Source organism: Rossellomorea sp. y25, assembly GCF_038049935.1.
Classification (GTDB): Bacteria; Bacillota; Bacilli; order Bacillales; family Bacillaceae_B; genus Rossellomorea.
Map to the genome: position 1 here is coordinate 1,937,933 of NZ_CP145886.1, position 24,624 is coordinate 1,962,556.

24 protein-coding genes are annotated in these 24,624 nt (G+C 42.0%); all 24 read left to right on the top strand.

The annotated features are described in order from the left end of the window. Window positions 1-100 precede the first annotated feature (100 nt). The 24 genes from AAEM60_RS09680 (at window position 101) to AAEM60_RS09795 (ending at window position 24,450) form a co-directional block, all read left to right on the top strand. Window positions 101-850, top strand: a complete 750-nt coding sequence (locus AAEM60_RS09680) for a Stp1/IreP family PP2C-type Ser/Thr phosphatase (protein ID WP_299740763.1) — start codon at window positions 101-103, stop codon at window positions 848-850. A gap of 4 nt (window positions 851-854) precedes the next feature. Further along, window positions 855-2,873 carry a Stk1 family PASTA domain-containing Ser/Thr kinase gene (gene pknB / locus AAEM60_RS09685; RefSeq protein ID WP_299740765.1) on the top strand — a complete coding sequence of 673 codons (2,019 nt, stop codon included), beginning with the start codon at window positions 855-857 and terminating at the stop codon, window positions 2,871-2,873. A 139-nt stretch (window positions 2,874-3,012) separates the two neighbouring features. After that, a complete protein-coding gene (gene rsgA / locus AAEM60_RS09690; RefSeq protein ID WP_299740767.1) occupies window positions 3,013-3,894 on the top strand; it encodes a ribosome small subunit-dependent GTPase A in 882 nt (293 codons plus the stop codon). Between the two features lie 2 nt (window positions 3,895-3,896). Continuing rightward, entirely contained in the window at window positions 3,897-4,547 is a 651-nt protein-coding gene (gene rpe, locus AAEM60_RS09695; protein ID WP_299740769.1) for a ribulose-phosphate 3-epimerase, read from the top strand. A gap of 59 nt (window positions 4,548-4,606) precedes the next feature. Continuing rightward, window positions 4,607-5,254, top strand: coding sequence for a thiamine diphosphokinase (locus tag AAEM60_RS09700; protein ID WP_299740771.1), 648 nt, complete (start codon window positions 4,607-4,609; stop codon window positions 5,252-5,254). A 112-nt stretch (window positions 5,255-5,366) separates the two neighbouring features. Next, window positions 5,367-5,447: a stage V sporulation protein SpoVM gene (gene spoVM / locus AAEM60_RS09705; protein WP_032088878.1), complete on the top strand. Its 81-nt coding sequence runs from the start codon at window positions 5,367-5,369 to the stop codon at window positions 5,445-5,447. A 978-nt stretch (window positions 5,448-6,425) separates the two neighbouring features. Next, window positions 6,426-6,614 carry a 50S ribosomal protein L28 gene (gene rpmB / locus AAEM60_RS09710; protein ID WP_034755741.1) on the top strand — a complete coding sequence of 63 codons (189 nt, stop codon included), beginning with the start codon at window positions 6,426-6,428 and terminating at the stop codon, window positions 6,612-6,614. Window positions 6,615-6,939: 325 nt separating this feature from the next. After that, on the top strand, window positions 6,940-7,302 hold the full coding sequence (locus tag AAEM60_RS09715; RefSeq protein WP_034755738.1) for an Asp23/Gls24 family envelope stress response protein: 363 nt from the start codon (window positions 6,940-6,942) through the stop codon (window positions 7,300-7,302). Between the two features lie 15 nt (window positions 7,303-7,317). Continuing rightward, entirely contained in the window at window positions 7,318-8,982 is a 1,665-nt protein-coding gene (locus AAEM60_RS09720) for a DAK2 domain-containing protein (RefSeq protein WP_299740777.1), read from the top strand. A gap of 96 nt (window positions 8,983-9,078) precedes the next feature. Further along, window positions 9,079-9,741: an L-serine ammonia-lyase, iron-sulfur-dependent subunit beta gene (sdaAB, locus tag AAEM60_RS09725; protein WP_044337431.1), complete on the top strand. Its 663-nt coding sequence runs from the start codon at window positions 9,079-9,081 to the stop codon at window positions 9,739-9,741. 49 nt (window positions 9,742-9,790) lie between these two features. Beyond that, window positions 9,791-10,684: an L-serine ammonia-lyase, iron-sulfur-dependent, subunit alpha gene (gene sdaAA / locus AAEM60_RS09730; protein WP_299740781.1), complete on the top strand. Its 894-nt coding sequence runs from the start codon at window positions 9,791-9,793 to the stop codon at window positions 10,682-10,684. Beyond that, window positions 10,671-12,722: an ATP-dependent DNA helicase RecG gene (recG, locus tag AAEM60_RS09735; protein ID WP_341357859.1), complete on the top strand. Its 2,052-nt coding sequence runs from the start codon at window positions 10,671-10,673 to the stop codon at window positions 12,720-12,722. The genes sdaAA and recG overlap by 14 nt, the downstream gene beginning before the upstream one ends. Before the next feature lie 92 nt (window positions 12,723-12,814). Continuing rightward, window positions 12,815-13,396: a transcription factor FapR gene (gene fapR / locus AAEM60_RS09740; protein ID WP_341357860.1), complete on the top strand. Its 582-nt coding sequence runs from the start codon at window positions 12,815-12,817 to the stop codon at window positions 13,394-13,396. Beyond that, window positions 13,397-14,395, top strand: coding sequence for a phosphate acyltransferase PlsX (gene plsX, locus AAEM60_RS09745; protein ID WP_299740787.1), 999 nt, complete (start codon window positions 13,397-13,399; stop codon window positions 14,393-14,395). Then, window positions 14,388-15,332, top strand: coding sequence for an ACP S-malonyltransferase (gene fabD / locus AAEM60_RS09750; RefSeq protein WP_299740789.1), 945 nt, complete (start codon window positions 14,388-14,390; stop codon window positions 15,330-15,332). Before plsX ends, fabD begins: the two co-directional genes overlap by 8 nt. Continuing rightward, window positions 15,333-16,076: a 3-oxoacyl-[acyl-carrier-protein] reductase gene (gene fabG / locus AAEM60_RS09755; RefSeq protein ID WP_341357861.1), complete on the top strand. Its 744-nt coding sequence runs from the start codon at window positions 15,333-15,335 to the stop codon at window positions 16,074-16,076. A gap of 94 nt (window positions 16,077-16,170) precedes the next feature. Then, window positions 16,171-16,404 (top strand): acyl carrier protein, encoded by a 234-nt coding sequence (acpP, locus tag AAEM60_RS09760; RefSeq protein WP_032088865.1) that lies wholly within the window; start codon window positions 16,171-16,173, stop codon window positions 16,402-16,404. Window positions 16,405-16,598: 194 nt separating this feature from the next. Next, a complete protein-coding gene (gene rnc, locus AAEM60_RS09765; RefSeq protein WP_299740798.1) occupies window positions 16,599-17,345 on the top strand; it encodes a ribonuclease III in 747 nt (248 codons plus the stop codon). Between the two features lie 11 nt (window positions 17,346-17,356). Continuing rightward, window positions 17,357-20,923: a chromosome segregation protein SMC gene (gene smc, locus AAEM60_RS09770; RefSeq protein ID WP_341357862.1), complete on the top strand. Its 3,567-nt coding sequence runs from the start codon at window positions 17,357-17,359 to the stop codon at window positions 20,921-20,923. Window positions 20,924-20,940: 17 nt separating this feature from the next. Next, the gene (gene ftsY / locus AAEM60_RS09775; protein WP_299740801.1) at window positions 20,941-21,930 is read left to right on the top strand and encodes a signal recognition particle-docking protein FtsY; all 990 of its coding nucleotides are present in this window, start codon (window positions 20,941-20,943) and stop codon (window positions 21,928-21,930) included. Between the two features lie 194 nt (window positions 21,931-22,124). Next, window positions 22,125-22,457, top strand: a complete 333-nt coding sequence (locus AAEM60_RS09780; protein WP_034755696.1) for a putative DNA-binding protein — start codon at window positions 22,125-22,127, stop codon at window positions 22,455-22,457. A 12-nt stretch (window positions 22,458-22,469) separates the two neighbouring features. After that, the gene (gene ffh / locus AAEM60_RS09785; RefSeq protein ID WP_299740804.1) at window positions 22,470-23,813 is read left to right on the top strand and encodes a signal recognition particle protein; all 1,344 of its coding nucleotides are present in this window, start codon (window positions 22,470-22,472) and stop codon (window positions 23,811-23,813) included. Between the two features lie 118 nt (window positions 23,814-23,931). Next, window positions 23,932-24,204 (top strand): 30S ribosomal protein S16, encoded by a 273-nt coding sequence (rpsP, locus tag AAEM60_RS09790; RefSeq protein WP_032088859.1) that lies wholly within the window; start codon window positions 23,932-23,934, stop codon window positions 24,202-24,204. 12 nt (window positions 24,205-24,216) lie between these two features. Further along, the gene (locus tag AAEM60_RS09795; RefSeq protein ID WP_299740807.1) at window positions 24,217-24,450 is read left to right on the top strand and encodes a KH domain-containing protein; all 234 of its coding nucleotides are present in this window, start codon (window positions 24,217-24,219) and stop codon (window positions 24,448-24,450) included. Window positions 24,451-24,624: the final 174 nt, after the last annotated feature.

Sequence of the window (24,624 nt, forward strand, 5' to 3'; positions counted from 1 at the left end):
GATAATCAAAGTGAATTCATTTTTTGAACTGAAATGCATCCAACTATGAGTATAAGGAGCTACTTGAATCAGGTGCAGAAGAAGAGACGAGGTGACCTAAGTGAAAACTGTTTATTTTACGGACAAAGGGAAAGTGCGTCAACTAAATGAAGATAGTGCCGGGGTATTTGTGAATCATCACGGCGATCATTTAGCTGTTGTAGCAGATGGAATGGGGGGCCACCGAGCAGGAGATGTTGCTAGTGGGCTCACCATTTCGATCTTAAAGGACTTATGGGAGAAAACCGAAAAATTTCACACCGCTGATGAAGCCGAAAATTGGTTAAAAACAACTATTAACGAAGTAAACAAAGAAGTATATACTTATTCTCAATCCAATTCGGAGTGCGAGGGAATGGGAACGACTCTTGTCGGAGCCATTTGCACCTCATTATTTGCAACCATTGTTAATATTGGTGACAGCAGAGGATATATTCTGAACGAAAATGGTTTTCATCAGCTAACAGAAGACCATACACTTGTGAATGAATTAGTTAGAAGCGGTGAAATTTCGAAAGAGGATGCAGAGCATCATCCAAGAAAAAATGTAATACTTAGAGCGATAGGTACGGAAGCTTCAATTACGATGGATATTAAAACGATAATGTTTGAAGAAGAAGACGTTATTTTATTGTGTTCAGACGGTCTTTCTAATAAAGTCTCCCAAAAAGAAATGAAAGAGATATTGGTTCATGACAACTCCCTAGAAAATAAAGGAGAGTCGCTTGTTCATTTAGCCAATGAATATGGCGGTGAGGATAATATTACCGTAGTAATTGTTGAGTTTGCCGCTGAAACGGAAAGCGGGTGATAACATGATGGAAGGAAAGCGCATCAGTGGGCGTTACAGAATCATTAAACTAATCGGCGGCGGAGGGATGGCCAACGTTTATTTAGCTCATGATGTGATTTTGGATCGTGAAGTGGCTATTAAAATGCTCAGAATCGATTTTGCCAATGAAGAGGAATTCATTAAACGATTCCAACGAGAAGCCCAATCTGCTACTAGCTTGACACATCCGAACATTGTGAGTATATACGATGTAGGAGAAGAAGACGATCTATACTATATTGTCATGGAATATGTTCATGGCATGACCTTAAAGCAATACATACAGCAGCATTCACCTGTTCATGTAGACAAAGCGATCGATATTATGAAGCAGTTAACCTTAGCGATGTCTCATGCTCATCAGAATCATATCGTTCACCGTGATATTAAGCCTCACAATATCCTGCTTGATGAAGATGGAAATGTGAAGATCACGGATTTCGGGATCGCGATGGCTCTTAGTGCCACTTCGATCACCCAGACCAATTCAGTCCTGGGATCGGTCCATTACCTCTCCCCTGAACAGGCGAGGGGCGGCATGGCCACAAAGAAATCAGATATCTACTCACTTGGAATCGTCATGTTTGAATTGTTAACGGGCAGACTCCCATTCTCTGGGGAATCAGCGGTTTCGATTGCTTTAAAACACTTGCAATCTGAAACTCCTTCTCTACGAAGATGGAATCCGGATATTCCACAGAGTGTTGAGAATATCGTATTAAAGGCAACGGCTAAAGACCCATTCAGACGGTATGAAAGCCTCGAGGATATGGACGAGGCATTGAGCTCAGCCTTGGACCCGGACCGGATGAATGAACCGAAATTCGCCGTTCCCCTTGATGACGAGGCAACAAAGGCCATTCCGGTCATCACCGATCAAAAGGCTTATTCGAATCTAGACGATACGATTGTTCACCATCATTCGGATACAGACAAATTACAAACGAAGCCAACTCCTCCCGTTCAAGAGGGGAAGAAGAACGGAAAGAAGAAAAATAAGAAGGGAACACCTAAGAAAAAGAGTAAAAAGAAGTGGCCGATTCTTATTATTAGTTTATTCTTTTTGCTTATTCTTTTAGGAGTTGCTGCTGTTACTTTCGTTCCTGAGCTGCTGGGGCCAAAGGAAATTCAGGTGCCCGATGTGGTCGAAAAAGATCAGACTGAAGCCATTTCCACCATCGTTTCAGAGGGGTTTGTCGTCGGAGAAACAAAAAAACAATCCCATGAAACGATTCCTGAAGGTTTTGTAATCAAGACCAACCCAAAGGCAGGACGGATGGCGAATGAAGGATCGGCTATAGATATCTATGTTAGTACAGGTAAAGAAAAAGTTCGAGTAGAGGACTATGTAGGAAAGAATTTTGAAGAGGTGTCCTCTGAACTTGAAGAAAAAGGATTCACGGTAGAGAAAGAAGAAGAGTTCAATGAATCCGAACCTGCTGGAACAATCACCGACCAGGATCCATCTCCTGGAGTAGAAGTCGTGGCAGATGAAACGACGATAACCTTTACCGTGAGTAAGGGAACTGAAAAGTTTGATTTAGAAAGCTTGGTAGGTTTCGATCAAACTGCACTTGATAAATATGAAGCTTCAAAGGAAATAAATATCATTGTACAGAGTGAAGTGTTTTCAGATGAGGTTGAAGAAGGTAGGGTGATTTCTCATAAGCCTGTGGCAGATACTCCTATTAGTAAGGGTGAGGATGTTTACGTTATCATGTCTAAGGGTCCTGAGCCACCGAAGGAAGTACCGACCAAGGAGTTTACAGAGGAAATGACCATTCCTTATACCAAGGACAATGGAGATCCTCAAGTAGTGGATATTTTTATTGAGGACAAGAATAAAAAGATTGAAGATAGTGACGAACTCATCAGCATTTATGAGGATACGACCATTACAATGAAGTTCACATTGGAAGAAGGAACTGTTGGGAAATATCGCATTCTCGTTGATGAAAAAGAGTATAAAACAGGTACTGTCGAGTATCCTAAAGAAGAATAAATGACAATTGCCAAAGGGCTGTACCGAGGTTTTTTATGAACCTGACGGGACAGTCCTCTTGTTTTCATTTATAATGATAATGATACATAACCCAGATGACTAAATTATTTAATGAATGTTTTTGAATAGGAGGTTTCGAATGCCTGAAGGAAAAATCGTTAAAGCATTAAGTGGATTTTACTATGTACTTTCAGAAGGAAGCGTTACGCAATGCCGGGGTAGAGGAAATTTCCGTAAGAATAAAATAACCCCCCTGGTGGGTGATTATGTTGAATTTCAAGCAGAGAACAAAACGGATGGATACATCCTGAAAGTCTTTCCACGTAAGAATGAGTTAGTACGTCCGCCGATTGCGAATGTCGATCAAGCGATATTGGTCTTCTCTGCAAGCGAACCAGATTTTAGCCCGGCATTACTTGACCGCTTTCTTGTGTTAGTGGAGAGTAAAGAAATAGAACCGCTTATTTGTGTTACCAAGATGGACTTGCTAACGCCTGATCAAACAAACAAGATCGAACGATATGTGAAAGATTACCGCTCATTTGGTTATGAAGTCCTGATGACGTCTTCTAAAACAGAGCATGGAGTAGAGGAATTAACACCTTATTTAAGTGATAAAATTTCTGTCTTTGCAGGCCAGTCCGGAGTTGGGAAATCATCCTTGCTTAATGCCTTGAAACCTGAACTTGAATTAAAGACGGCTATGATCTCCTCCCATTTGGGCCGGGGAAAACATACCACTCGTCACGTGGAGCTGATTGATATTGAGGATGGTTTAGTAGCGGATACCCCAGGTTTTAGTTCATTGGAGTTTTCAGAGCTTGAAATAGAAGAGCTGCCACAATGCTTCCCCGAAATGGTTGAAGTATCAGACGATTGTAAATTTAGGGGCTGTCTTCATATCAATGAACCCAAATGTGCCGTTAAAGCTGCCGTGGATGAAGGAGAAATCCCTACTTACCGCTACGATCACTACTTAACATTCCATAAAGAAATAAAAGAAAGAAAGCCGAGGTACTAAACATGAAAATCGCACCTTCCATTCTGTCTGCAAATTTTGCAGAGTTAGGGAACGAAATTAAAGATGTGGAAAAAGGGGGAGCCGACTATATCCATGTGGATGTGATGGATGGTCACTTCGTCCCGAATATCACGCTGGGGCCAATGATCGTGAAAGCGATACGTCCATTAACGACGTTACCACTGGACGTACATCTTATGATTGAAAATCCAAGTCAATATATCGAAGCTTTTGCTGATGCTGGAGCTGACTATATTACCGTCCATGTAGAAGCTGATCCCCATTTGCATAGAACGATTCAGATGATCAAAAGCAAAGGTGTAAAAGCGGGAGTCGTCCTAAATCCTGCAACACCGGCAGAAATGATCAAGCCAATTTTGCAAGATGTCGATATGGTCCTGCTTATGACAGTGAACCCTGGATTTGGTGGGCAATCATTCATCCCATCGGTCGTACCAAAAATCAAACAGATTCGTGAATGGGCACATGAAATCAATCCTACACTTGAAATCGAGGTGGACGGTGGCATTAACCCTGAAACAGCAGCTATTTGTGCTGAAGCAGGAGCAGATGTGTTTGTTGCAGGTTCTGCCATCTACAACCGCAGCGACCGAGGGGCAGCAATCGAAGAATTAAAGAAATCTCTCACATAAGAGATGACAGGCTGATCCTTTAGGGTCAGTCTATTTTTATAAAAAAGGGAGTGAAGAATATGGAAATCAATATCGTTGCCGGCGGACCAGAAAGATACATCCCTGAATTGAACGCATATTCGGATGGTGAGGCAAACTGGATTGGTGTGGACCGTGGGGTATACACGTTACTTGAACAAAATATTGAACCGAATGTCGCTTTTGGAGATTTTGATTCAGTGAACGAGAAAGAGTGGGAGCTGATCCAAGAAAAAGTTAAGGAAGTCAATCGTTTTAAGCCTGAAAAGGACGAGACGGATCTGGAGCTTGCGCTGAACTGGGCGATTGATCAGAATCCTGACAAAATCAACATTTTTGGTGCGACCGGTGGACGGCTTGATCATTTCATGGGCAACCTGCAATTATTAATGACTCCGAGACTATTAAATACGGATATTGAAGTGGAAATCATAGATGTGCAAAATCGTTTATACATAGCCAAACCTGGAGAGCATTCCGTTGAAAAAAGCCCGGAATTACAGTATATTTCCTTCGTTCCGGTAACCGAAAGTGTCGAAGGGATCACCCTCACCGGCTTTAAATATCCATTAGAAAATCGGAATATTTCCAGAGGATCCACACTATGTATTAGTAATGAACTTATACAATCATCTGGTACTTTTTCCTTTTCAAATGGCATATTAATGGTGATAAGAAGCAGTGATTAAAGCTTCTTAAACCAGGTAGAAAAGAAGACGTACTTAACTGACACTGCTTGAATAGACTGAACTGTTGTCAAGCGAAACATTACGTTCTTTAGATTGTGGGGAGGGACTAAAAATGCGCTTTTATACAATTAAATTACCAAAATTCTTGGGTGGACTTGTGAGGGCGATGTTAGGAACGTTTAAAAAAGAATAAATAGTTTGTTGGAGATGGCTTTAGTGCCATCTTCTTTTTTGTTTATGGAAGAAGTGAGGTGGTTTTTAGAAAAATGAGAGCGTAATTGTTATTTAAGGACAGGGAAATGTTGATGAGAGCTTTCAATAGTGTGCTGGAAGAGTATTTTTGGCTGTGTAGAGTCCTCCATTGGGGTAAACTTGTGCCACTTTCAAGCAAACTTGTGCCACTTGTTGGGTTTGTTGCGCCACTTTCACACAAACTTGTGCCACTTTTGGAGTTTGTTGCGCCAAATTGTGAACAGTCGTGTTCCTGCCCCAGGCCGAGCCCTTTCCGCTTTTCTGCGATGTCCAGCTCCAGGGGCTTGAGGCTCGAGGTCATAAGTCAAACTAACCAAAAAGGCAAAAAGCGCCTTTCCGGTTAGTTCGCCTTATGCTTGTCGCCTCAGGCCGAGCCCCTTCCGCTTTTCTGCGATGTCCAGCTCCAGGGGCTTGAGGCTCGAGGTCATAAGTCAAACTAACCAAAAAGGCAAAAAGCGCCTTTCCGGTTAGTTCGCCTTATGCTTGTCGCCTCAGGCCGAGCCCCTTCCGCTTTTCTGCGATGTCCAGCTCCAGGGGCTTGAGGCTCGAGGTCATAAGTCAAACTAACCAAAAAGGCAAAAAGCGCCTTTCCGGTTAGTTCGCCTTATGCTTGTCGCCTCAGGCCGAGCCCCTTCCGCTTTTCTATATGTCCAGCTCCGGCGGCTAGTCCCTCGAGGTCACAACTGAAAAATCCCATAAGGCAAAAAGCGCCTTTTGGGATTTCCCCGTTGTGCTTGTCAGGCCTACTCAAGCCGCCTCCGCTTTTCTGCCTGTAAAGTATTTTTTCTTGAAAGGTTTTAATTGTAGTATTGCATTCTAGAAAGTTGTGTGATAAATTATTAAAGTATCTTTATGATAATAAGCGAAATGTGGAACTGAAATTAACTTCAGCTTCTTGTTAGTGAGGAGGGAATATATTATGGCAAAACAATGCGTAGTAACAGGCCGTAAAGCTAGCTCAGGTAACGCTCGCTCTCACGCAATGAATGCGAACAAGCGTACTTGGGGTGCAAACCTGCAAAAAGTTCGAATTCTTGTAGACGGAAAGCCTAAGAAAGTATGGGTTTCTGCAAGAGCGTTGAAATCTGGTAAAGTTGAACGCGTATAATACTTAAAATGAGAAGACGTCTAGTTGCTAGGCGTCTTTTTTCTACCTTCTGATGGAAGAAGGGCCAGTTAATCTGTTGGAACCATAGAAAAACAGGCAGTAATTTTGATTACGTATTTGGAAAATAACAGATCATTACTTAAAAACACGATATATGATATGTCATATCCACCTGAAGAATAATTGATTAATCTTTGCATATTAAGGAAAAAATAGATGGCATAACCAACATATCACGTAGAGATAATAGTTTAGCTTTCAAAAACACCATACTTATAGTAAAATGTTTTTAGCCAAGCATGTAATTAAAGGGGGAAAACATTCCATGTCCATCGAATTAAAAACGCAGTACGGACAAATTGATATTACGAATGATGTCATTGCAATGATTGCTGGAGGTGCAGCGGTGGATTGCTACGGAATTGTTGGAATGGCTTCAAAGAACCAAATTAAAGACGGTTTCACAGATATCTTACGTAAAGAAAATTTCACTCGCGGAGTGATCGTTCGTCAAGATGAAGAGGAAGTACATATTGATATGTATATTATTGTGAGTTATGGTACAAAAATTTCTGAGATTGCTCATAACGTACAATCCAAGGTTAAATATACTCTTGATAAGACCGTCGGCTTGGCGGTAGATTCAGTAAATATTTTTGTGCAGGGGGTTCGTGTCACGAACCCGTAGTGAGGAGGAAGATTCGTGTCGATTACATCTTTGGAAGGAAAACGTTTTGCTGAAATGGTGATACAAGGTGCCACCCAATTATCTGCGAATGCGCAGTTAGTTGACGCATTAAACGTTTTTCCTGTTCCTGATGGTGATACTGGAACAAATATGAATTTATCCATGACTTCTGGTGCGAAAGAAGTCCAAAAACATATTCAAGGTCATATTGGAAATGTGGCTGCTGCTCTTTCTAAAGGGTTATTGATGGGAGCAAGAGGTAACTCAGGTGTTATCTTATCCCAATTGTTCAGAGGCTTTGGTAAAGCAATTGAAGGGAAAGAATCCTTATCGAGTGTGGAATTTGCCAATGCACTTCAAACAGGTGTGGAAACGGCTTATAAAGCGGTCATGAAACCTGTTGAAGGAACGATTTTAACGGTTGCCAAAGATGCTGCCAGAAAAGGTGTTTCTGCAGCTGAAACAGAAAGTGATTTCGTAAAGGTTATGCAGGCAATCGTCGATGAGGCACAGGCTTCATTAAATCGTACACCTGATTTACTTCCTGTTCTAAAGGAAGTAGGAGTAGTCGATAGTGGTGGTCAAGGACTATTATTCGTATATGAAGGCTTTTTAGCCGAGCTAAAGGGTGAAAAGGTTTCAAATCAAGCTTCGTTACCTTCCATGAATGATCTTGTAAGTGCTGAGCATCACAAAACAGCTCAGGATTTCATGAGTACAGAAGATATTGAGTTTGGTTATTGTACTGAATTCATGGTCAGATTTGAACAAGACAAACAATCCTTTGTGGAAGAAAACTTCCGTCAGGATTTAAGTGAATTCGGTGATTCACTGCTTGTCATTAGTGACGATGAATTAGCTAAAGTACATATCCATTCTGAACAACCTGGGGATGTATTGACGTATGGTCATAAATACGGAAGTCTCATTAATATCAAGATTGAAAACATGAGACAGCAGCACAGCAGCATTGTTGGTGAAACAAAGCCTGTGAACGCTAAAGTTCCTGCTGCAGCAAAAGAAGTTGACTTTGCCATTGTGACTGTAGCGATGGGAGAAGGGATCGCCGAGCTGTTCAAGAGCATCGGGGCTACCTCTGTGATAGAAGGTGGTCAAACGATGAATCCAAGTACGGAGGATATCGTGAAGGCTGTTGAAGAAGTGAATGCGAAGAAAGTCATTATCATGCCTAATAATAAAAATATTATTATGGCAGCTGATCAGGCGGCTGAAGTTCTGGAAATGGAAGTAGCTGTTGTCCCAACGAAGACAGTACCTCAAGGAATGGCCGCGTTACTTGCTTTTAATCCTTCAGCTTCTGTTGAAGATAACAAGCAGTTAATGACTGAAGCTTCTAAGCAGGTCAAAACCGGTCAAATCACGTTTGCTGTCAGAGATACGAATATTGATGGTGTTGCGATTGCAAAAGATGATTTTATGGGAATCGCAGAAGGGAAGATAGTCATTTCTGATCATGACCGTCAAAAGACAGCGCAAAGCTTATTAGAGAAAATGCTGGATGAAGACTCTGAAATCTTAACCATTCTTTATGGTGAGGATGTAACAGAAGAGGACGTGGATTCATTAAAAGAGTATGTAGAAGAGCATTATGAAGATGTAGAAGTGGAAGTTCATAATGGTAAACAACCACTTTACTCCTATATATTCTCAGTTGAATAAGGAATAAAGGAAGGGGACAGCTCTATATGGAGTTTGTCCCCTTCCATTATGTTAGAATGGTAGTATAGACCGGATGTTAAGTTAGGGGGAAAAGTCATGAAATACAAAAGTGTATTTGATATTATTGGTCCCGTTATGATTGGTCCATCAAGTTCTCATACTGCTGGTGCAGCGAGAATAGGAAGAGTAGCGAGAAACCTGTTTCGTCGGGAACCGAAATGGGCGACGATATCGTTTTACGGATCTTTTGCAAAAACATACAAGGGTCATGGAACAGATGTAGCCATTGTAGGTGGAATCCTTGATTATGATACATATGATGAACGAATTATCGAATCAATCAATGTAGCCAAACAAAAAGGAATAAAGATCAAGTTCCAAGAGGAGGACGCCATTACGGATCATCCGAATACTGCCCGTATCAGGATGGGAGATGAGCAGGGTGAAATCGAATTAGTGGGTATCTCCATTGGGGGCGGGAAAGTTGAAATAATAGAACTTAATGGTTTTGAGCTCAAGCTTTCAGGTCACCATCCTGCCATATTGGTTGTTCATGATGATCGATTTGGAGCCATTGCATCTGTATCCAATGTCATTGCCAAACATCAATTGAATATAGGACATATGGATGTTTCACGCAAAGAGAAAGGTCAAATGGCATTGATGACCATTGAAGTAGATCAGCCGATTGATGAGGCTGTCATCAATGAATTAACGTCTCTGCCCAATATTACTCAGGTTACCCGAATTTCCGATTAATCAATTAATATAATGATAGCGTTTACATTCAGGCGAGGAGGTCATTTTAATGTTTCGAAATGTAGCAGAGTTAGTTGAACTTGCTGAAAGTCAGAACAAGAAAATTTCTGACATTATGATTGAACAAGAAATCGAGTTTACAGGTAAAACATTCGAAGAAGTCTACAGTCAAATGGAGAAAAACCTGGAAGTGATGGAACAGGCAGTAGCCAGAGGTCTGGAAGGTGTGAAATCACATTCAGGCTTAACTGGCGGGGATGCCGTACTTTTACAAAAATATATTGAGAAAGGCCGTTCACTTTCCGGGGACACTATCCTGGATGCAGTTAGTAAAGCGGTAGCAACCAATGAAGTGAATGCTGCAATGGGAACGATTTGTGCGACGCCTACTGCGGGATCTGCAGGAGTTGTTCCGGGAACATTGTTTGCCGTGAAAAATAAGTTGAATCCTACTAAAGATGAAATGATCCGCTTTTTATTCGCGTCTGGGGCGTTCGGTTTTGTTGTAGCGAATAATGCTTCCATCTCAGGTGCAGCCGGCGGATGTCAAGCAGAGGTTGGTTCTGCCAGTGGGATGGCTGCAGCTGCCATCGTTGAAATGGCCGGGGGCACACCCAGCCAGTCAGCCGAGGCCATGGCCATTACCTTAAAGAATATGTTAGGTCTTGTGTGTGACCCTGTTGCAGGCCTCGTTGAAGTACCTTGTGTGAAAAGGAATGCAATGGGGGCGGCAAATGCAATGGTTGCAGCGGATATGGCACTTGCGGGCATAACGAGTCGGATTCCATGTGATGAAGTGATTGACGCTATGTACAAAATCGGTCAAACAATGCCAGTGGCACTAAGAGAGACAGCTCAAGGTGGCTTGGCTGCCACCCCTACAGGTAGAGAGCTGGAAGCGAAAATCTTTGGGGTTTCCCTGAATAAACGTGAAGACTCATAAAGAAGGGCTAACGATCCAGAACATAAAGGGGATTGGTGAAGAAACAGCTGTGGAACTGAATGCAATGGGGATATATTCTGTTCTGGATTTGTTAGAATATCTGCCTTACAGGTACGAAGATTACAGGCTTCGGGACTTAGAGGATGTAGCCCATGATGAGCGTGTCACAGTGGAAGGGAAGGTCCATTCTGAACCTGCATTAATGTATTATGGGAGAAAAAAATCACGTTTGACGTTAAGAATATTGGTCGGGAGGAATTTAGTTCAGGCCGTATTCTTTAATCAGCCGTATCTAAAGAAGAAAATAAACCTTCACGATACGGTGACGGTCACAGGGAAATGGGATAAGAATAGGCAAATCATTACGGTTCAGCATTTTCAGTCGGGGCCACATGGGAAACAGGGAGACTTTGAACCTGTTTATTCGTTGAAGGGCTCTATAAAAAACAACACACTAAGAAAATTCATTAAAAAGGGTTTTCAGGATTACAGTCATTTGGTAACGGAGAACCTGCCCCACCAGTTGATGGAGAAATATAAGCTGTCCAGTCGAAAAGATGCTCTCTTTCATCTCCACTTCCCAGATTCTACTGAAGACATGAAGCAGGCGAGAAGACGATTTGTGTATGAAGAGTTCTTGTTGTTTCAACTGAAAATGCAGGCGCTTAGGAAGTTTGAAAGAGAACATTCGTCTGGTCTACAACAGAATTATGATTTAAGTAAAATCAAAGAATTTATTGACTCTCTCCCGTTTCCGCTAACCGATGCACAAAAGCGGGTAGTGAATGAAATTTCGGCAGATATGAAGTCTCCTTACCGAATGAATCGGCTTTTGCAAGGGGATGTCGGATCGGGGAAAACAGTCGTATCGGCTATCGCACTCTATTCGAGTGTAACCGCAGGATTTCAAGGGGCTTTAATGGTTCCAACGGAAATCCTCGCAGAACAGCATGCAAATTCTCTGAGTGAATTATTGGAGCCGGTAGGCCTGTCTGTTGCCCTGTTAACAAGCTCCGTAAAAGGAAAAAGACGACGGCTTTTATTAGAAAAGTTAAAAGAAGGAGAAATAGATATCCTCATTGGAACACATGCACTTATCCAGGAGGATGTGCAATTTAAGTCTCTTGGACTCGTAGTAACCGATGAACAGCATCGTTTTGGGGTAAATCAAAGACGGGTTCTCAGGGAAAAAGGGGAAAGTCCTGATGTATTATTTATGACAGCGACTCCCATCCCAAGAACACTTGCTATTACGGTGTTTGGAGAGATGGATGTGAGTATAATCGACCAAATGCCAGCAGGAAGAAAGACGATTGAAACTTACTGGGCTAAAGCCGATATGCTAGCAAGGGTGCTTTCATTTATGGACAAGGAGTTGGATCAAGGCAGACAGGCCTATGTGATTTGTCCGCTGATTGAAGAGTCTGACAAACTGGATGTTCAAAATGCGATCGATGTCTACAATCAATTACTGCACTACTTTGAAGGACGATACAACGTCGGATTGATGCACGGAAGGCTTCACCCTGATGAGAAGGATGAAGTGATGAGGGAATTTAGTGCAAATCATCTCCAAGTACTCGTATCCACCACGGTTGTCGAGGTGGGCGTGAATGTTCCCAATGCCACATTTATGCTTATTTATGATGCTGAACGCTTTGGGTTGTCTCAGCTTCATCAGCTAAGAGGGAGAGTCGGACGTGGGGAACATCAGTCCTATTGCATTCTTCTTGCCGAACCGAAAACAGAGGTTGGAAAAGAGCGAATGAAGATCATGACCGAAACCAATGATGGATTTGTTCTGAGTGAAAAAGATCTGGAGCTGAGAGGCCCGGGGGATTTCTTTGGCAGAAAGCAGAGTGGGCTTCCTGAGTTTAAAGTGGCAGATATGGTGCATGACTATCGTGCGTTGGAAGTTGCAAGAGATGATGCTGCAAGCTTAATTCAATCCGATCTTTTCTGGAAGGATCCCGAGTTTGAACCTCTTCGGGCGTATCTGTCGGTTGCAGGGATATTAGAAGGTGAAAAGCTAGACTAGAAAGGCAGATTGTGAGATTATTTCTTGCAATCTGCTTTTTTAGATTATATACTACTATTAGTACCTAGTACTAATACTGGACGGTGTTGATATTGAGACTTTCAAAAAAAGAAAGACAGGGAAACCTTACAGACACGATAAAGGAAAATCCTTTTATAACAGATGAGGAATTAGCTGAACGTTTTCGGGTGAGCGTACAGACAATCCGGTTGGATCGTATGGAATTGTCTATACCGGAGCTTCGTGAACGGATTAAATATGTAGCAGAGAAATCGTTTGAAGACGAAGTGAAATCATTACCTATTGAAGAGATTATTGGAGAAATTATTGATATAGAATTAGATCAGAGTGCGATTTCCATTTTTGATGTGAAACGAGAGCATGTTTTCGTAAGAAATGGAATAGCGAGAGGGCATCATTTGTTCGCTCAAGCAAACTCTCTTGCGGTAGCAGTCATTAATGATGACTTAGCATTAACAGCTAAGTCAACAATCCGTTTTACCCGGCCTGTAAAGGAAGGGGAGCGTGTTGTCGCGAAAGCAAAAGTGATACATATGAAGGATCTAAAGGACCGAACAACGGTAGAAGTTCAAAGTTTAGTCGGTGGCGAGCTCGTTTTCACTGGTGAATTCGAAATGTATCGCTCTAAAAATTCTGCAAAGGATGAAGCGTAGATGAAGTTAGCCGTTGATGCAATGGGCGGAGATCATGCTCCTAAAGAAATTGTTCTTGGTGTAAAGAGGGCATTGAAGGAATTTAACGATATAGAAGTGCTTTTATTCGGAGATGAAAACCAAATCAAGCAGTACATCACACCCGTTGATCGTTTGACGATCGTTCATACGGATGAAGTGATAGAGGGGACAGATGAACCTGTTAGAGCCGTTAAACGCAAGAAGAATGCCTCTATGGTGCTGATGGCCCAAGCAGTCCGGAATGGGGAAGCTGATGCGTGTGTCTCTGCAGGAAACACGGGAGCCCTTATGACAGCCGGATTATTCATTGTAGGCAGAATTGATGGGATTGAACGCCCCGCTTTGGCACCAACCCTTCCGACATTGGATGGTAAAGGATTTCTCATGCTCGATTTAGGTGCAAATGTTGATGCCAAGCCTGAGCATCTCCTTCAATATGCCATCATGGGGAGCATTTATGCTGAGAAAGTAAGAGGAATCAACAATCCCCGTGTAGGCTTATTAAACATTGGGACCGAAGATAAAAAAGGGAATGAATTAACAAAGAAGTCTTTCCAACTTCTTAAGGACGCCCCTATTCATTTCGTGGGAAATGTAGAGTCCAGGGACTTACTTGAAGGCCCTGCGGATGTCGTAGTAACCGATGGTTTCACCGGGAATATGGTGTTGAAGACGATTGAAGGGACGGCTCTTTCTGTTTTCTCGATGCTCAAGAAGACCTTTACAGCCTCAACAAAAAATAAATTGGCTGCCGGGTTAGTGAAAAATGATTTAAGGCAGATGAAAGACATGCTTGATTATACAGAGTATGGAGGCGCGGGCTTATTTGGTCTAAAAGCACCGGTGATCAAAGCCCACGGCTCATCAAATGAAGTTGCTTTATATAACGCCATGAGACAAGCCAGAGAAATGGTGAAGCACGATGTCTCCAATACAATTAAAGATGCTATCAATAGGAGTGAAGAAAAGTATGAGTAAAATCGCGTTCATTTTTCCTGGACAAGGTTCCCAATCAGTCGGGATGGGAAAAGAATTGGCTGATCAATATCCTGAAGTACAGGAGTATTTCACTAAAGCGGACAAAACATTAGATACAAAGCTATCAACGGTTATATTCGAAGGACCCCAAGAGGAGCTTACCCAAACGACGAATGCCCAGCCTGCTTTATTAACGACGAGCATCGCGATTCTTGACCGTTTAAAGGCAGAAGGCATCACAGCAGATTATACGGCCGGACATAGCTTAGGTGAATATTCCGCCCTGGTAGCTGCCGGAGCCCTGGGCTTTGAAGATGCTGTGTATGCGGTTCGTAAAAGAGGGGAATTCATGGAACAAGCAGTTCCAAGTGGAGAAGGCACGATGGCTGCTATTCTTGGCATGGAAAGAGAGCCGCTAAAGGAAGTTACCGATCTTGTAACAAATGAGGGACATCCAGTGGGGCTGGCAAACTTAAATTGTCCTGGTCAAATTGTGATTTCAGGTACGGTGAAAGGAGTGGAGCTTGCTTCAGAGAAAGCGAAAGAAGCTGGAGCAAAGAGAGTCATTCCACTTCAAGTGAGTGGACCATTCCATTCTCGATTAATGAAACCTGCTGCCGACCAGTTTGTCTCAATTCTAGATTCGATCACGATTGAAGATGCAGCTGTACCGGTTGTTGCGAATGTGACGGCCAAACCTGTGACGGATCGTGAAGAAATCAAACGTTTATTAATTGAACAATTATACTCTCCTGTTCAATGGGAAGATACTGTTGAGAAGCTGCTTGAATTAGATGTGGATACGTTTATCGAAGTTGGACCCGGAAAAGTCCTTTCAGGTTTAGTGAAAAAAGTCAATAGACGAGTGAAAACGTATGCTGTTCAAGATGAAGCATCTTTAGAACAAACCATTCAAGCGTTAAAGGAGGAAGCTTAAATGAATTTAGAAGGAAAAGTTGCCCTGGTAACGGGGGCGTCCCGGGGAATAGGTAGGGAGATCGCTCTAGAGCTTGCCCGTGAAGGCTGTAATGTTGCCGTAAACTATTCAGGAAGTGAAGCGAAGGCTAATGAAGTCGTCGATGAAATTAAAGGTTTAGGCAGAGAAGCCATTGCCGTACAATGTAATGTATCGGATAGTGATGCTGTTCAGGCCATGGTAAAGGAAACGATTAGTCAATTCGGTTCAGTGGATATTCTGGTTAACAATGCTGGAATTACGAAAGATAATTTATTAATGAGAATGAAAGAAGCAGAATGGGATGATGTCATTAACATCAATCTAAAAGGTGTATTCCTTTGTACGAAGGCCGTTACCCGCCAAATGATGAAGCAAAGAAGCGGCAGAATCATCAATATTTCTTCGATTGTTGGTGTGAGTGGAAACCCTGGTCAGGCAAACTATGTAGCTGCTAAATCGGGTGTAATCGGATTAACGAAAACCACAGCAAAAGAGTTGGCACCCCGTGGCATCACGGTAAATGCGATCGCTCCTGGTTTCATTTCTACGGATATGACGGATCAGCTGCCGGAAGATGTGCGTAATGAAATGTTAAGGCAAATTCCTTTAAGCCGCTTTGGTGACCCAAAAGATATCGCCAAGGTAGTAACATTTGTGGCTTCCGACTCAGCTGCTTATATGACAGGCCAAACTCTTCATATCGATGGCGGAATGGTCATGTAACGGCAAGAAAATAATAAATTATTGATCGTTTTCATGTATACTCTTTTCATTAGAGGTCAAAATGCTCTATAATACTTGAGGGGAGGTGACAAAAATGGCAGAAGTATTAGATCGTGTAACAAAAATTATCGTTGATCGTCTAGGTGTAGATGAATCTCAAGTAACTCTTGAAGCTTCTTTCAAAGAAGATCTAGGAGCTGACTCCCTTGATGTAGTTGAGCTGGTTATGGAACTTGAAGATGAATTTGACATGGAAATTTCTGACGATGATGCTGAAAAAATCGGCACAGTAGGTGATGCTGTGAACTACATAAAAGCAAACGCTTAATCGTTAGATTGAATTAAAAGATGGGCAAACGTCCATCTTTCATTCAAAACCATTTAAAACTTGGTAGAGGTCTCACCTCTACCAAGTTTATTTGTGTTCTAACGTACGCAAGAAACTTTTGCGTAAATGATTTTTTTAGCATAAACTTGATTAGTATACAATGAGAACATATATAGAGCAAGGTGGAGTGCCTTATGCGGAAGCAAAGTAGAAATAAAGGAATAACCAGATATAAAAATGATGGAAAGTTCAAAACGTTTCAAGATGAAATCGGGATTCAATTTAATGATGAAAAACTACTTAAACAAGCTTTTACTCATTCATCCTATGTGAATGAGCATCGTCGTAAGCCTTATGAAGACAACGAACGCTTAGAATTTCTTGGAGATGCCGTCTTGGAACTAACGGTTTCTCAATTCTTATTTAAGAAGTATCCAATGATGAGTGAGGGTGAACTTACGAAATTAAGGGCAGCCATAGTATGTGAGCCATCCTTGGTTAAGTTCTCGATCGAACTGAATTTCGGCGAGCTCATCTTACTTGGTAAAGGAGAAGAAATGACAGGTGGTCGAGAAAGACCAGCACTACTCGCAGATGTCTTTGAGGCGTTTATCGGAGCGGTATATTTGGATCAAGGGTTAGATACAGTGATTTCAATCCTTGAAAAAGTTGTCTATCCAAAAATCAATGTCGGTGCTTTTTCTCATGTGATGGATTATAAGAGCCAGCTACAAGAACTAGTCCAACGAGGCAGTGCAGGAATGATTGAATACAGCATCCTTGAAGAAAGCGGGCCAGCCCATAATCGTCAGTTCATTTCCCGTGTCAGTTTAAATGACGAAGAATTAGGTATCGGAAAAGGTCGATCTAAGAAGGAAGCCGAACAACAAGCCGCACAGAAGGCTCTTGAGAAGCTAAAACAAAAGCTAGACGCTAAATAGGGGGAAAGAAGATGTTCCTCAAACAACTAGAAGTAATGGGGTTTAAATCTTTTGCAGAAAGAATATCCGTGGAATTTGTCCCGGGTGTTACAGCTGTTGTTGGACCAAACGGCAGTGGAAAAAGCAATATTATCGACGCGATTCGCTGGGTGCTGGGCGAGCAATCAGCAAAAAGTTTACGTGGATCAAAGATGGAAGATGTTATATTTGCCGGCAGTGATTCGAGAAAAGCCCTTAATATAGCAGAGGTAACACTTGTCTTGGATAATGAAGACGGAGCCCTTCCGATTGATTACAGTGAAATCAGTGTCACAAGACGAGTCTACCGTTCCGGGGATAGTGAGTATTTACTCAATAAACAGCCTTGTCGATTGAAAGACATTATTGAATTATTTATGGATTCAGGTTTGGGGAAAGAAGCGTTCTCTATCATCAGTCAGGGGAAAGTGGAAGAAATCCTTAATAGTAAGCCCGAAGAACGACGAACCATTTTTGAAGAGGCAGCGGGCGTATTGAAGTATAAATCACGCAAGAAAAAGGCTGAGAATAAGTTATTCGAAACACAGGAAAATCTTAATCGTGTAAATGACATTCTTCATGAGTTGGAAGGGCAGGTAGAACCTCTTAAGATTCAAGCTTCCATGGCACGTGACTATTTAGAGAAAAAAGAAGAGCTGGAGAAGTTCGAGGTTGCCCTGACGGTTTATGATATTGAGGATTTACATAAGCAATGGGAAAAGCTCAGTGAAGAATTCGAGCATCATGGGAAAGAAGAACTTGCACTTTCCACGCGTATACAAAAGAAAGAGGCCATTCTAACCCACACCCGGGATAAAATTGCAGCTCTTGATGAGTCGATTTCGAATCTTCAAGAGGTGCTCCTGGCTACTAGTGAAGAATTGGAGAAGCTTGAGGGCAGGAAGCAAGTATTAGTGGAGCGGAAGAGGAATTCGTCTTCCAACGAATCTCAATTAATGCAATCGATAGAAGAAACCAAGGATCAAATCCAACAACTGACTTCTGAAAAAGAAAAAGGAGAAATGGAATTCAAGTCTATCGATTCAGACGTCAAGGAACTAAAAGAGCTGCTCATAACGAAACAGAATCAATTTAAGCATTACAATGAAAATATTGAAGATGTGATTGAATCCTTCAAAAGTGATTACATTGAAAAGCTGAATCAGCAGGCGTCAGCCAAAAATGAAATTCAGTACCTTGAGCAGCAACTGGAGCAGCAATCCAATCGAAGCGGCCGATTAGAAGCAGAGAATGAAAAATATGTGATTCAGCGTGAGGAATTTCATCTGCGTCACAAAGAACTTTCGAAAGAGCTGCAAGCGCAAAAAGAGGTAATCGATGAGCACATATTCTTCTATAGGGAAGAACAGAAGAAGCTTGAATCGGTTAAAGAAAAATATGAAAAGCAAGAAAAAACCCTTTACCAAGCTATCCAATTTCTGCAACAAGCAAAATCCCGGAAAGAAATGCTTGAGGAAATGGAAGAGGACTATACAGGTTTCTTCCAAGGTGTAAAAGAAGTCCTTAAGGAACGTGACGGTCAGTTAACCGGTATTCAAGGTGCGGTTGCAGAACTGATTACCGTACCTAAAGCATATGAAACAGCTATGGAAACTGCTCTGGCAGCCTCCATGCAGCATATTGTGGTCGACACTGAAGAAGATGGTCGTAAAGCCATTGCTTTCTTAAAGAAGAACCAATATGGCCGTGCTACTTTCCTACCGATGAACGTGATCAAAGGGAAATCGATACCCGATAGTCAAAAAAACATGCTGAAGGGGCATTCTTCCTTTATAGGAGTTGGAACCGATCTCCTGAATTATGATCAGCGCTTCCAAATGGTGATCTCCAACCTGGTTGGAAATGTGATCATCACAAAGGATTTAAAGGGTGCCAATGAAATCGCGAAGCTTATACAATATCGCTACCGTCTCGTGACTCTTGATGGGGATGTGGTTAATCCCGGCGGATCCATGTCGGGTGGTACGATAAAGCAGAAAAAGAATTCCCTTCTTTCCAGAAAAGGTGAGCTTGAAGAAATGAAAGCAAAGCTTACTACAATGGAAAATCAGACTGAACAGCTTCAGTCTCAAGTGAAATCACTCAAAGAAGAGAGCAGCTTCAGAGAAAAGAAGCTTGAGGAAATGAGAGTGAAGGGAGAGCGTTTGCGACTCAAGGAGCAAGAGCTTCTTTCCCAACTTCGTGAAAATGAATTATCCCAACAGAATCTGGATGAAAGGCTTTCCCTATATGACTTGGAGAAAAAAGACTTTACGTCGGTTAAAGAAAAGCATGATTCCAGAACGAAAGAATTAAGATCGTCACTCGATGAAATTGGAGAAGAGATTACAAGACTCGATCTAAAGATCAGTGAGCTTACTCTGCAGAAGAATAGTGAACGAACGTCCAAAGACGCTTTATTGAACGAAATCAGCGATATTAAAGCGAACCTGGCTGCGCGAAACGAGCAACTGGTCAACAGTCGTAGTCAATTAAAGCGGGTGCAGGAAACAATCGTTGAATCAAAGAAGCGAAAAGCGACTTTGCAGGATGATTTAGAATGGTTGCAGACGGAAATGAAGGATAATTTTTCAGGTGAAGAGCAGCTCGGGATGAAGGCAGAAGAATGTGCAATTCAAAAGGCAGAAACGTCAAATTTGATCTCTTTGCGACGTGAAGAGCGCTTGGAGCTTCAACATAGGGTTGAAGATGAGGAGCTTGAGTTAAAAGAATTGAAGCGTCAGCATAAAGGATTGGTTGGAGCTTTAAGGGACGAGGAAGTAAAGATCAATCGTCTTGATGTTGAACTGGAAAATCGTCTTGATCATTTACGTGATGAGTATATGCTTTCATTTGAAGCGGCTAAGTCCGACTACCCATTGACGATTGAGGTTGAAGAAGCAAGAAAGAAAGTGAAACTTGTGAAATTGGCCTTGGAAGAGCTGGGGACCGTCAATCTAGGTGCCATTGACGAATATGAACGAGTAAAAGAACGGTACGAATTTTTAGTTGAGCAAAAGAATGATTTAACTGAAGCGAAGGATACACTATATTTGGTCATTAATGAAATGGATACAGAAATGATCAAACGTTTTGATCAAACTTTTACGGCCATTCAAGTGGAATTTGAAGGTGTATTTAAAGCCTTGTTTGGTGGCGGACGAGCTCAGTTAAAGCTGACAGATCCATCAGATCTTCTTCATACCGGGGTCGATATAGTGGCACAACCACCTGGGAAGAAGCTGCAGAACCTGGGCCTGATGTCAGGTGGGGAAAGGGCCTTGACGGCCATTGCACTCCTTTTTTCAATCCTGAAGATCCGCCCTGTGCCATTCTGTATATTGGATGAGGTTGAGGCAGCTCTTGATGAAGCAAATGTGCAGAGATTCAGTCAGTATTTAAAAAAATTCAGTGATGAAACACAATTCATTGTCATCACCCATCGTAAAGGAACGATGGAAGAAGCCCACGTACTGTACGGTGTAACGATGCAGGAATCCGGTGTGTCCAAATTGGTATCTGTCAGACTGCAAGAAACAAAGGAATTACTTGAAACTTAGGTAAGGGGTGCGGAAGAATGAGTTTTTTTAAGAAACTTAAAGATAAATTTACACAGTCGAGTGATAATGTAACAGAGAAATTTAAAGATGGATTAAGTAAAACGAGGAACAACTTCACTTCAAAGATGAATGACCTGGTTGCCAGATACCGCAAAGTCGATGAAGACTTCTTTGAAGAGCTGGAAGAAATCCTGATAGGAGCGGACGTCGGCTTTGATACAGTGATGGAGCTGATTGATGAACTAAAGCTTGAAGTGAAGCGAAAGAATATTCAAGACACGGAAGATGTTCAATCTGTCATCTCAGAGAAGCTCGTAGAAATCTACCAGGGGGATCGTGAAGAAGACAGCAGCCTGAACATTCAAGACAATGCGCTAACAGTTTTATTATTCGTCGGGGTGAACGGTGTCGGAAAAACGACGACCATCGGAAAAATGGCCCATATGTTTAAGGAACAGGGTAAGAATGTTGTTCTTGCTGCAGGTGACACATTCCGAGCAGGAGCGATCGAGCAGCTTGAAGTATGGGGTGAACGTGTAGGAGTTCCGGTCATTAAGCAGGCGGCGGGAAGCGATCCTGCGGCGGTTATGTTTGATGCCGTCCAGTCTGCCAAAGCGAAAAAAGCAGACATACTCATTTGTGATACGGCAGGAAGGTTGCAAAATAAAGTGAACCTTATGAAAGAGCTTGAAAAAGTGAAGCGAGTGATTGAAAGAGAAATTCCGGGAGCTCCTCACGAAGTATTACTCGTTCTTGACGCAACCACAGGTCAAAATGCAATGGTACAGGCGAAAACCTTTAAAGAAGCAACAAACGTCTCAGGAATCGTCCTGACGAAGCTTGATGGTACAGCAAAAGGTGGTATTGTCCTTGCGATCAGAAACGAGCTCGAAATCCCTGTGAAATATGTAGGTCTTGGAGAAAAAATGGACGACCTCCAGCCGTTCGACGCTGAAAAGTATGTCTATGGCTTATTCTCAAACCTGGTTGATAAAGAAGAAGAATAGATACAAGAATCGATAGAGTAGCCTGATGAGAGACTTTGAGAAGCGGTCTTGCAGGTTACTCTTCTTTTGTTTACGGAATCAGTATGTTTTTTTAGGTTTTCTCTCTGAAAAATCTATAAGTATCCTTGACAAACGCCCGTAAAGACTGTATTCTTCATATGTAAAGGTTTTTCACTTAACAAGGAGGGATATCCGTGCTGGAGAAAACAACCAGAATGAATTATCTCTACGATTTTTATCAATCTTTGTTAACTCCTAAGCAAAGAAGCTATATGTCCCTCTATTATTTGGATGATTTCTCTTTAGGGGAAATCGCTGAAGAGTATAATGTTAGTCGACAAGCAGTGTATGATAACATTAAACGAACAGAGGCCATGATCGAGGAGTACGAAGAAAAGCTTTTATTATTTAAAAAATTTCAAGAACGCAACGAGATTCTTGATCAACTCAGACAAAAAATAGAAGAACCATCAATCGATTCTTCTCATTGTTTAAAACTCATTGATGATCTTGAAATATTGGATTAGGAGGCGGCATGAATGGCATTTGAAGGATTAGCCGACCGACTGCAAGGTACAATACAAAAAATCCGTGGAAAAGGAAAGATATCAGAAGCGGATGTTAAAGAAATGATGCGTGAAGTTCGTCTTGCTCTTTTAGAAGCAGACGTTAATTTTAAAGTGGTGAAGCAATTCGTCAAGAAAGTAAGTGAACGGGCTGTCGGACAGGAAGTCATGAAAAGTCTTACACCTGGACAACAGGTCATTAAAGTTGTTCAAGAAGAGCTTACAAACTTGATGGGTGGCGAACAAAGTCAGATTGCCGTCGCTAAACGTCCTCCGACTGTCATTATGATGGTTGGTTTACAAGGTGCAGGTAAAACGACCACCACTGGTAAGCTTGCGAACCTGCTTCGAAAGAAACATAACCGCAAACCACTCTTAGTGGCTGCTGATATTTACCGTCCTGCTGCAATCAAGCAGTTAGAAACCATCGGGAAGCAATTAAGCCTTCCTGTGTTTTCATTGGGGGATCAGGTCAGTCCGGTGGAAATTGCAAAGCAAGCCATCGAAAAGGCAAAAGAAGAACATCACGATTATGTTCTGATTGATACGGCAGGTCGACTTCACATTGATGAAAATCTAATGGGAGAGTTGAAAGAAATTAAAGAACTCTCAAATCCAGAGGAAATTTTCCTTGTGGTGGATGCCATGACTGGTCAAGATGCAGTAAATGTTGCGCAAAGCTTCAATGAAGCTCTTGGCATATCCGGTGTTGTGCTGACAAAACTTGATGGTGATACACGTGGCGGGGCCGCATTATCCATCCGTTCAGTCACTGAAAAACCAATTAAATTTGTTGGGATGGGCGAGAAGATGGATGCTTTGGAAGCATTCCATCCTGAGCGTATGGCGTCACGGATTCTCGGTATGGGGGATGTTTTATCCCTCATCGAAAAGGCTCAGGCCAATGTGGATGAAGAGAAAGCCAAAGAACTGGAACAAAAAATGCGTACCATGTCTTTCACATTTGATGATTTCCTTGAGCAATTAGGTCAAGTAAGGCAAATGGGTCCACTTGATGAGTTACTCAAAATGATGCCGGGAGCAAACAAAATGAAGGGTCTGGATAAGCTGCAAGTCGATGACAAGCAGATCAGTCATGTAGAGGCGATTATCCAATCCATGACTGGTGATGAGAAAATTCATCCGGAAACCATCAATGCTTCCCGCCGTAAACGGATTGCCAAAGGAAGTGGAACTTCTATTCAAGAGGTAAACCGGCTTCTGAAACAATTCGAGGATATGAAGAAAATGATGAAACAGATGAGCGGCATGCAAGGAAAAGGTAAGAAAAAAGGGATGAAATTCCCATTTATGTAAGCAATTCATTCTGTTTTTCATAAGAAAAATAGAACTGTTAAGAAAAAACACTTTACAAACAAAATACACATTTGATATTATACTAACTTGTGTGAAACTATTCGGAGGTGCTTTAATTATGGCAGTAAAAATCAGATTAAAACGTATGGGAGCAAAAAAATCTCCTTTCTATCGTATCGTAGTTGCAGATTCTCGTTCACCACGTGATGGACGTCAAATCGAAACAGTTGGAACGTACAACCCGGTTGCTAAACCAGCTGAAGTGAAAATCGATGAAGAGTTAGCTCTTAAATGGTTATCTAATGGTGCTAAACCATCTGACACAGTTCGTAACCTATTCTCAAAACAAGGCATTATGGAAAAATTCCACAATGCTAAAAACAGCAAGTAATCGATTAGATCGATGAAAGATCTTATTCTAACGATTGTGAAACCCTTAGTTGACCATCCTGACGCGGTCCACATCGAAACGGATGAAGGAACGAACGGCATAACGTATAAGTTATCTGTTCATCCCGAGGACATGGGGAAGGTTATTGGGAAACAAGGGAGAGTAGCTAAATCGATTCGAACTGTGGTATACGCTGCAGCAGGATCTTCACAACAGAAGAAAATCTTTTTAGAGATAGTGGAGTAAGGAAGCTTTCATCAGCTGCCTTCTCATGAGGCTTTAGACCTTCAACACTTGCTCTTTTAGAACCAGGGGACTGACCCACAAGGTTACTATATAGCCTTAAGACGTCAGTCCCCTTTTTCATAGGCTTAGGCTGCTGTATATAAAGAAAAAATGGTACAATCCAACACTCCCCGA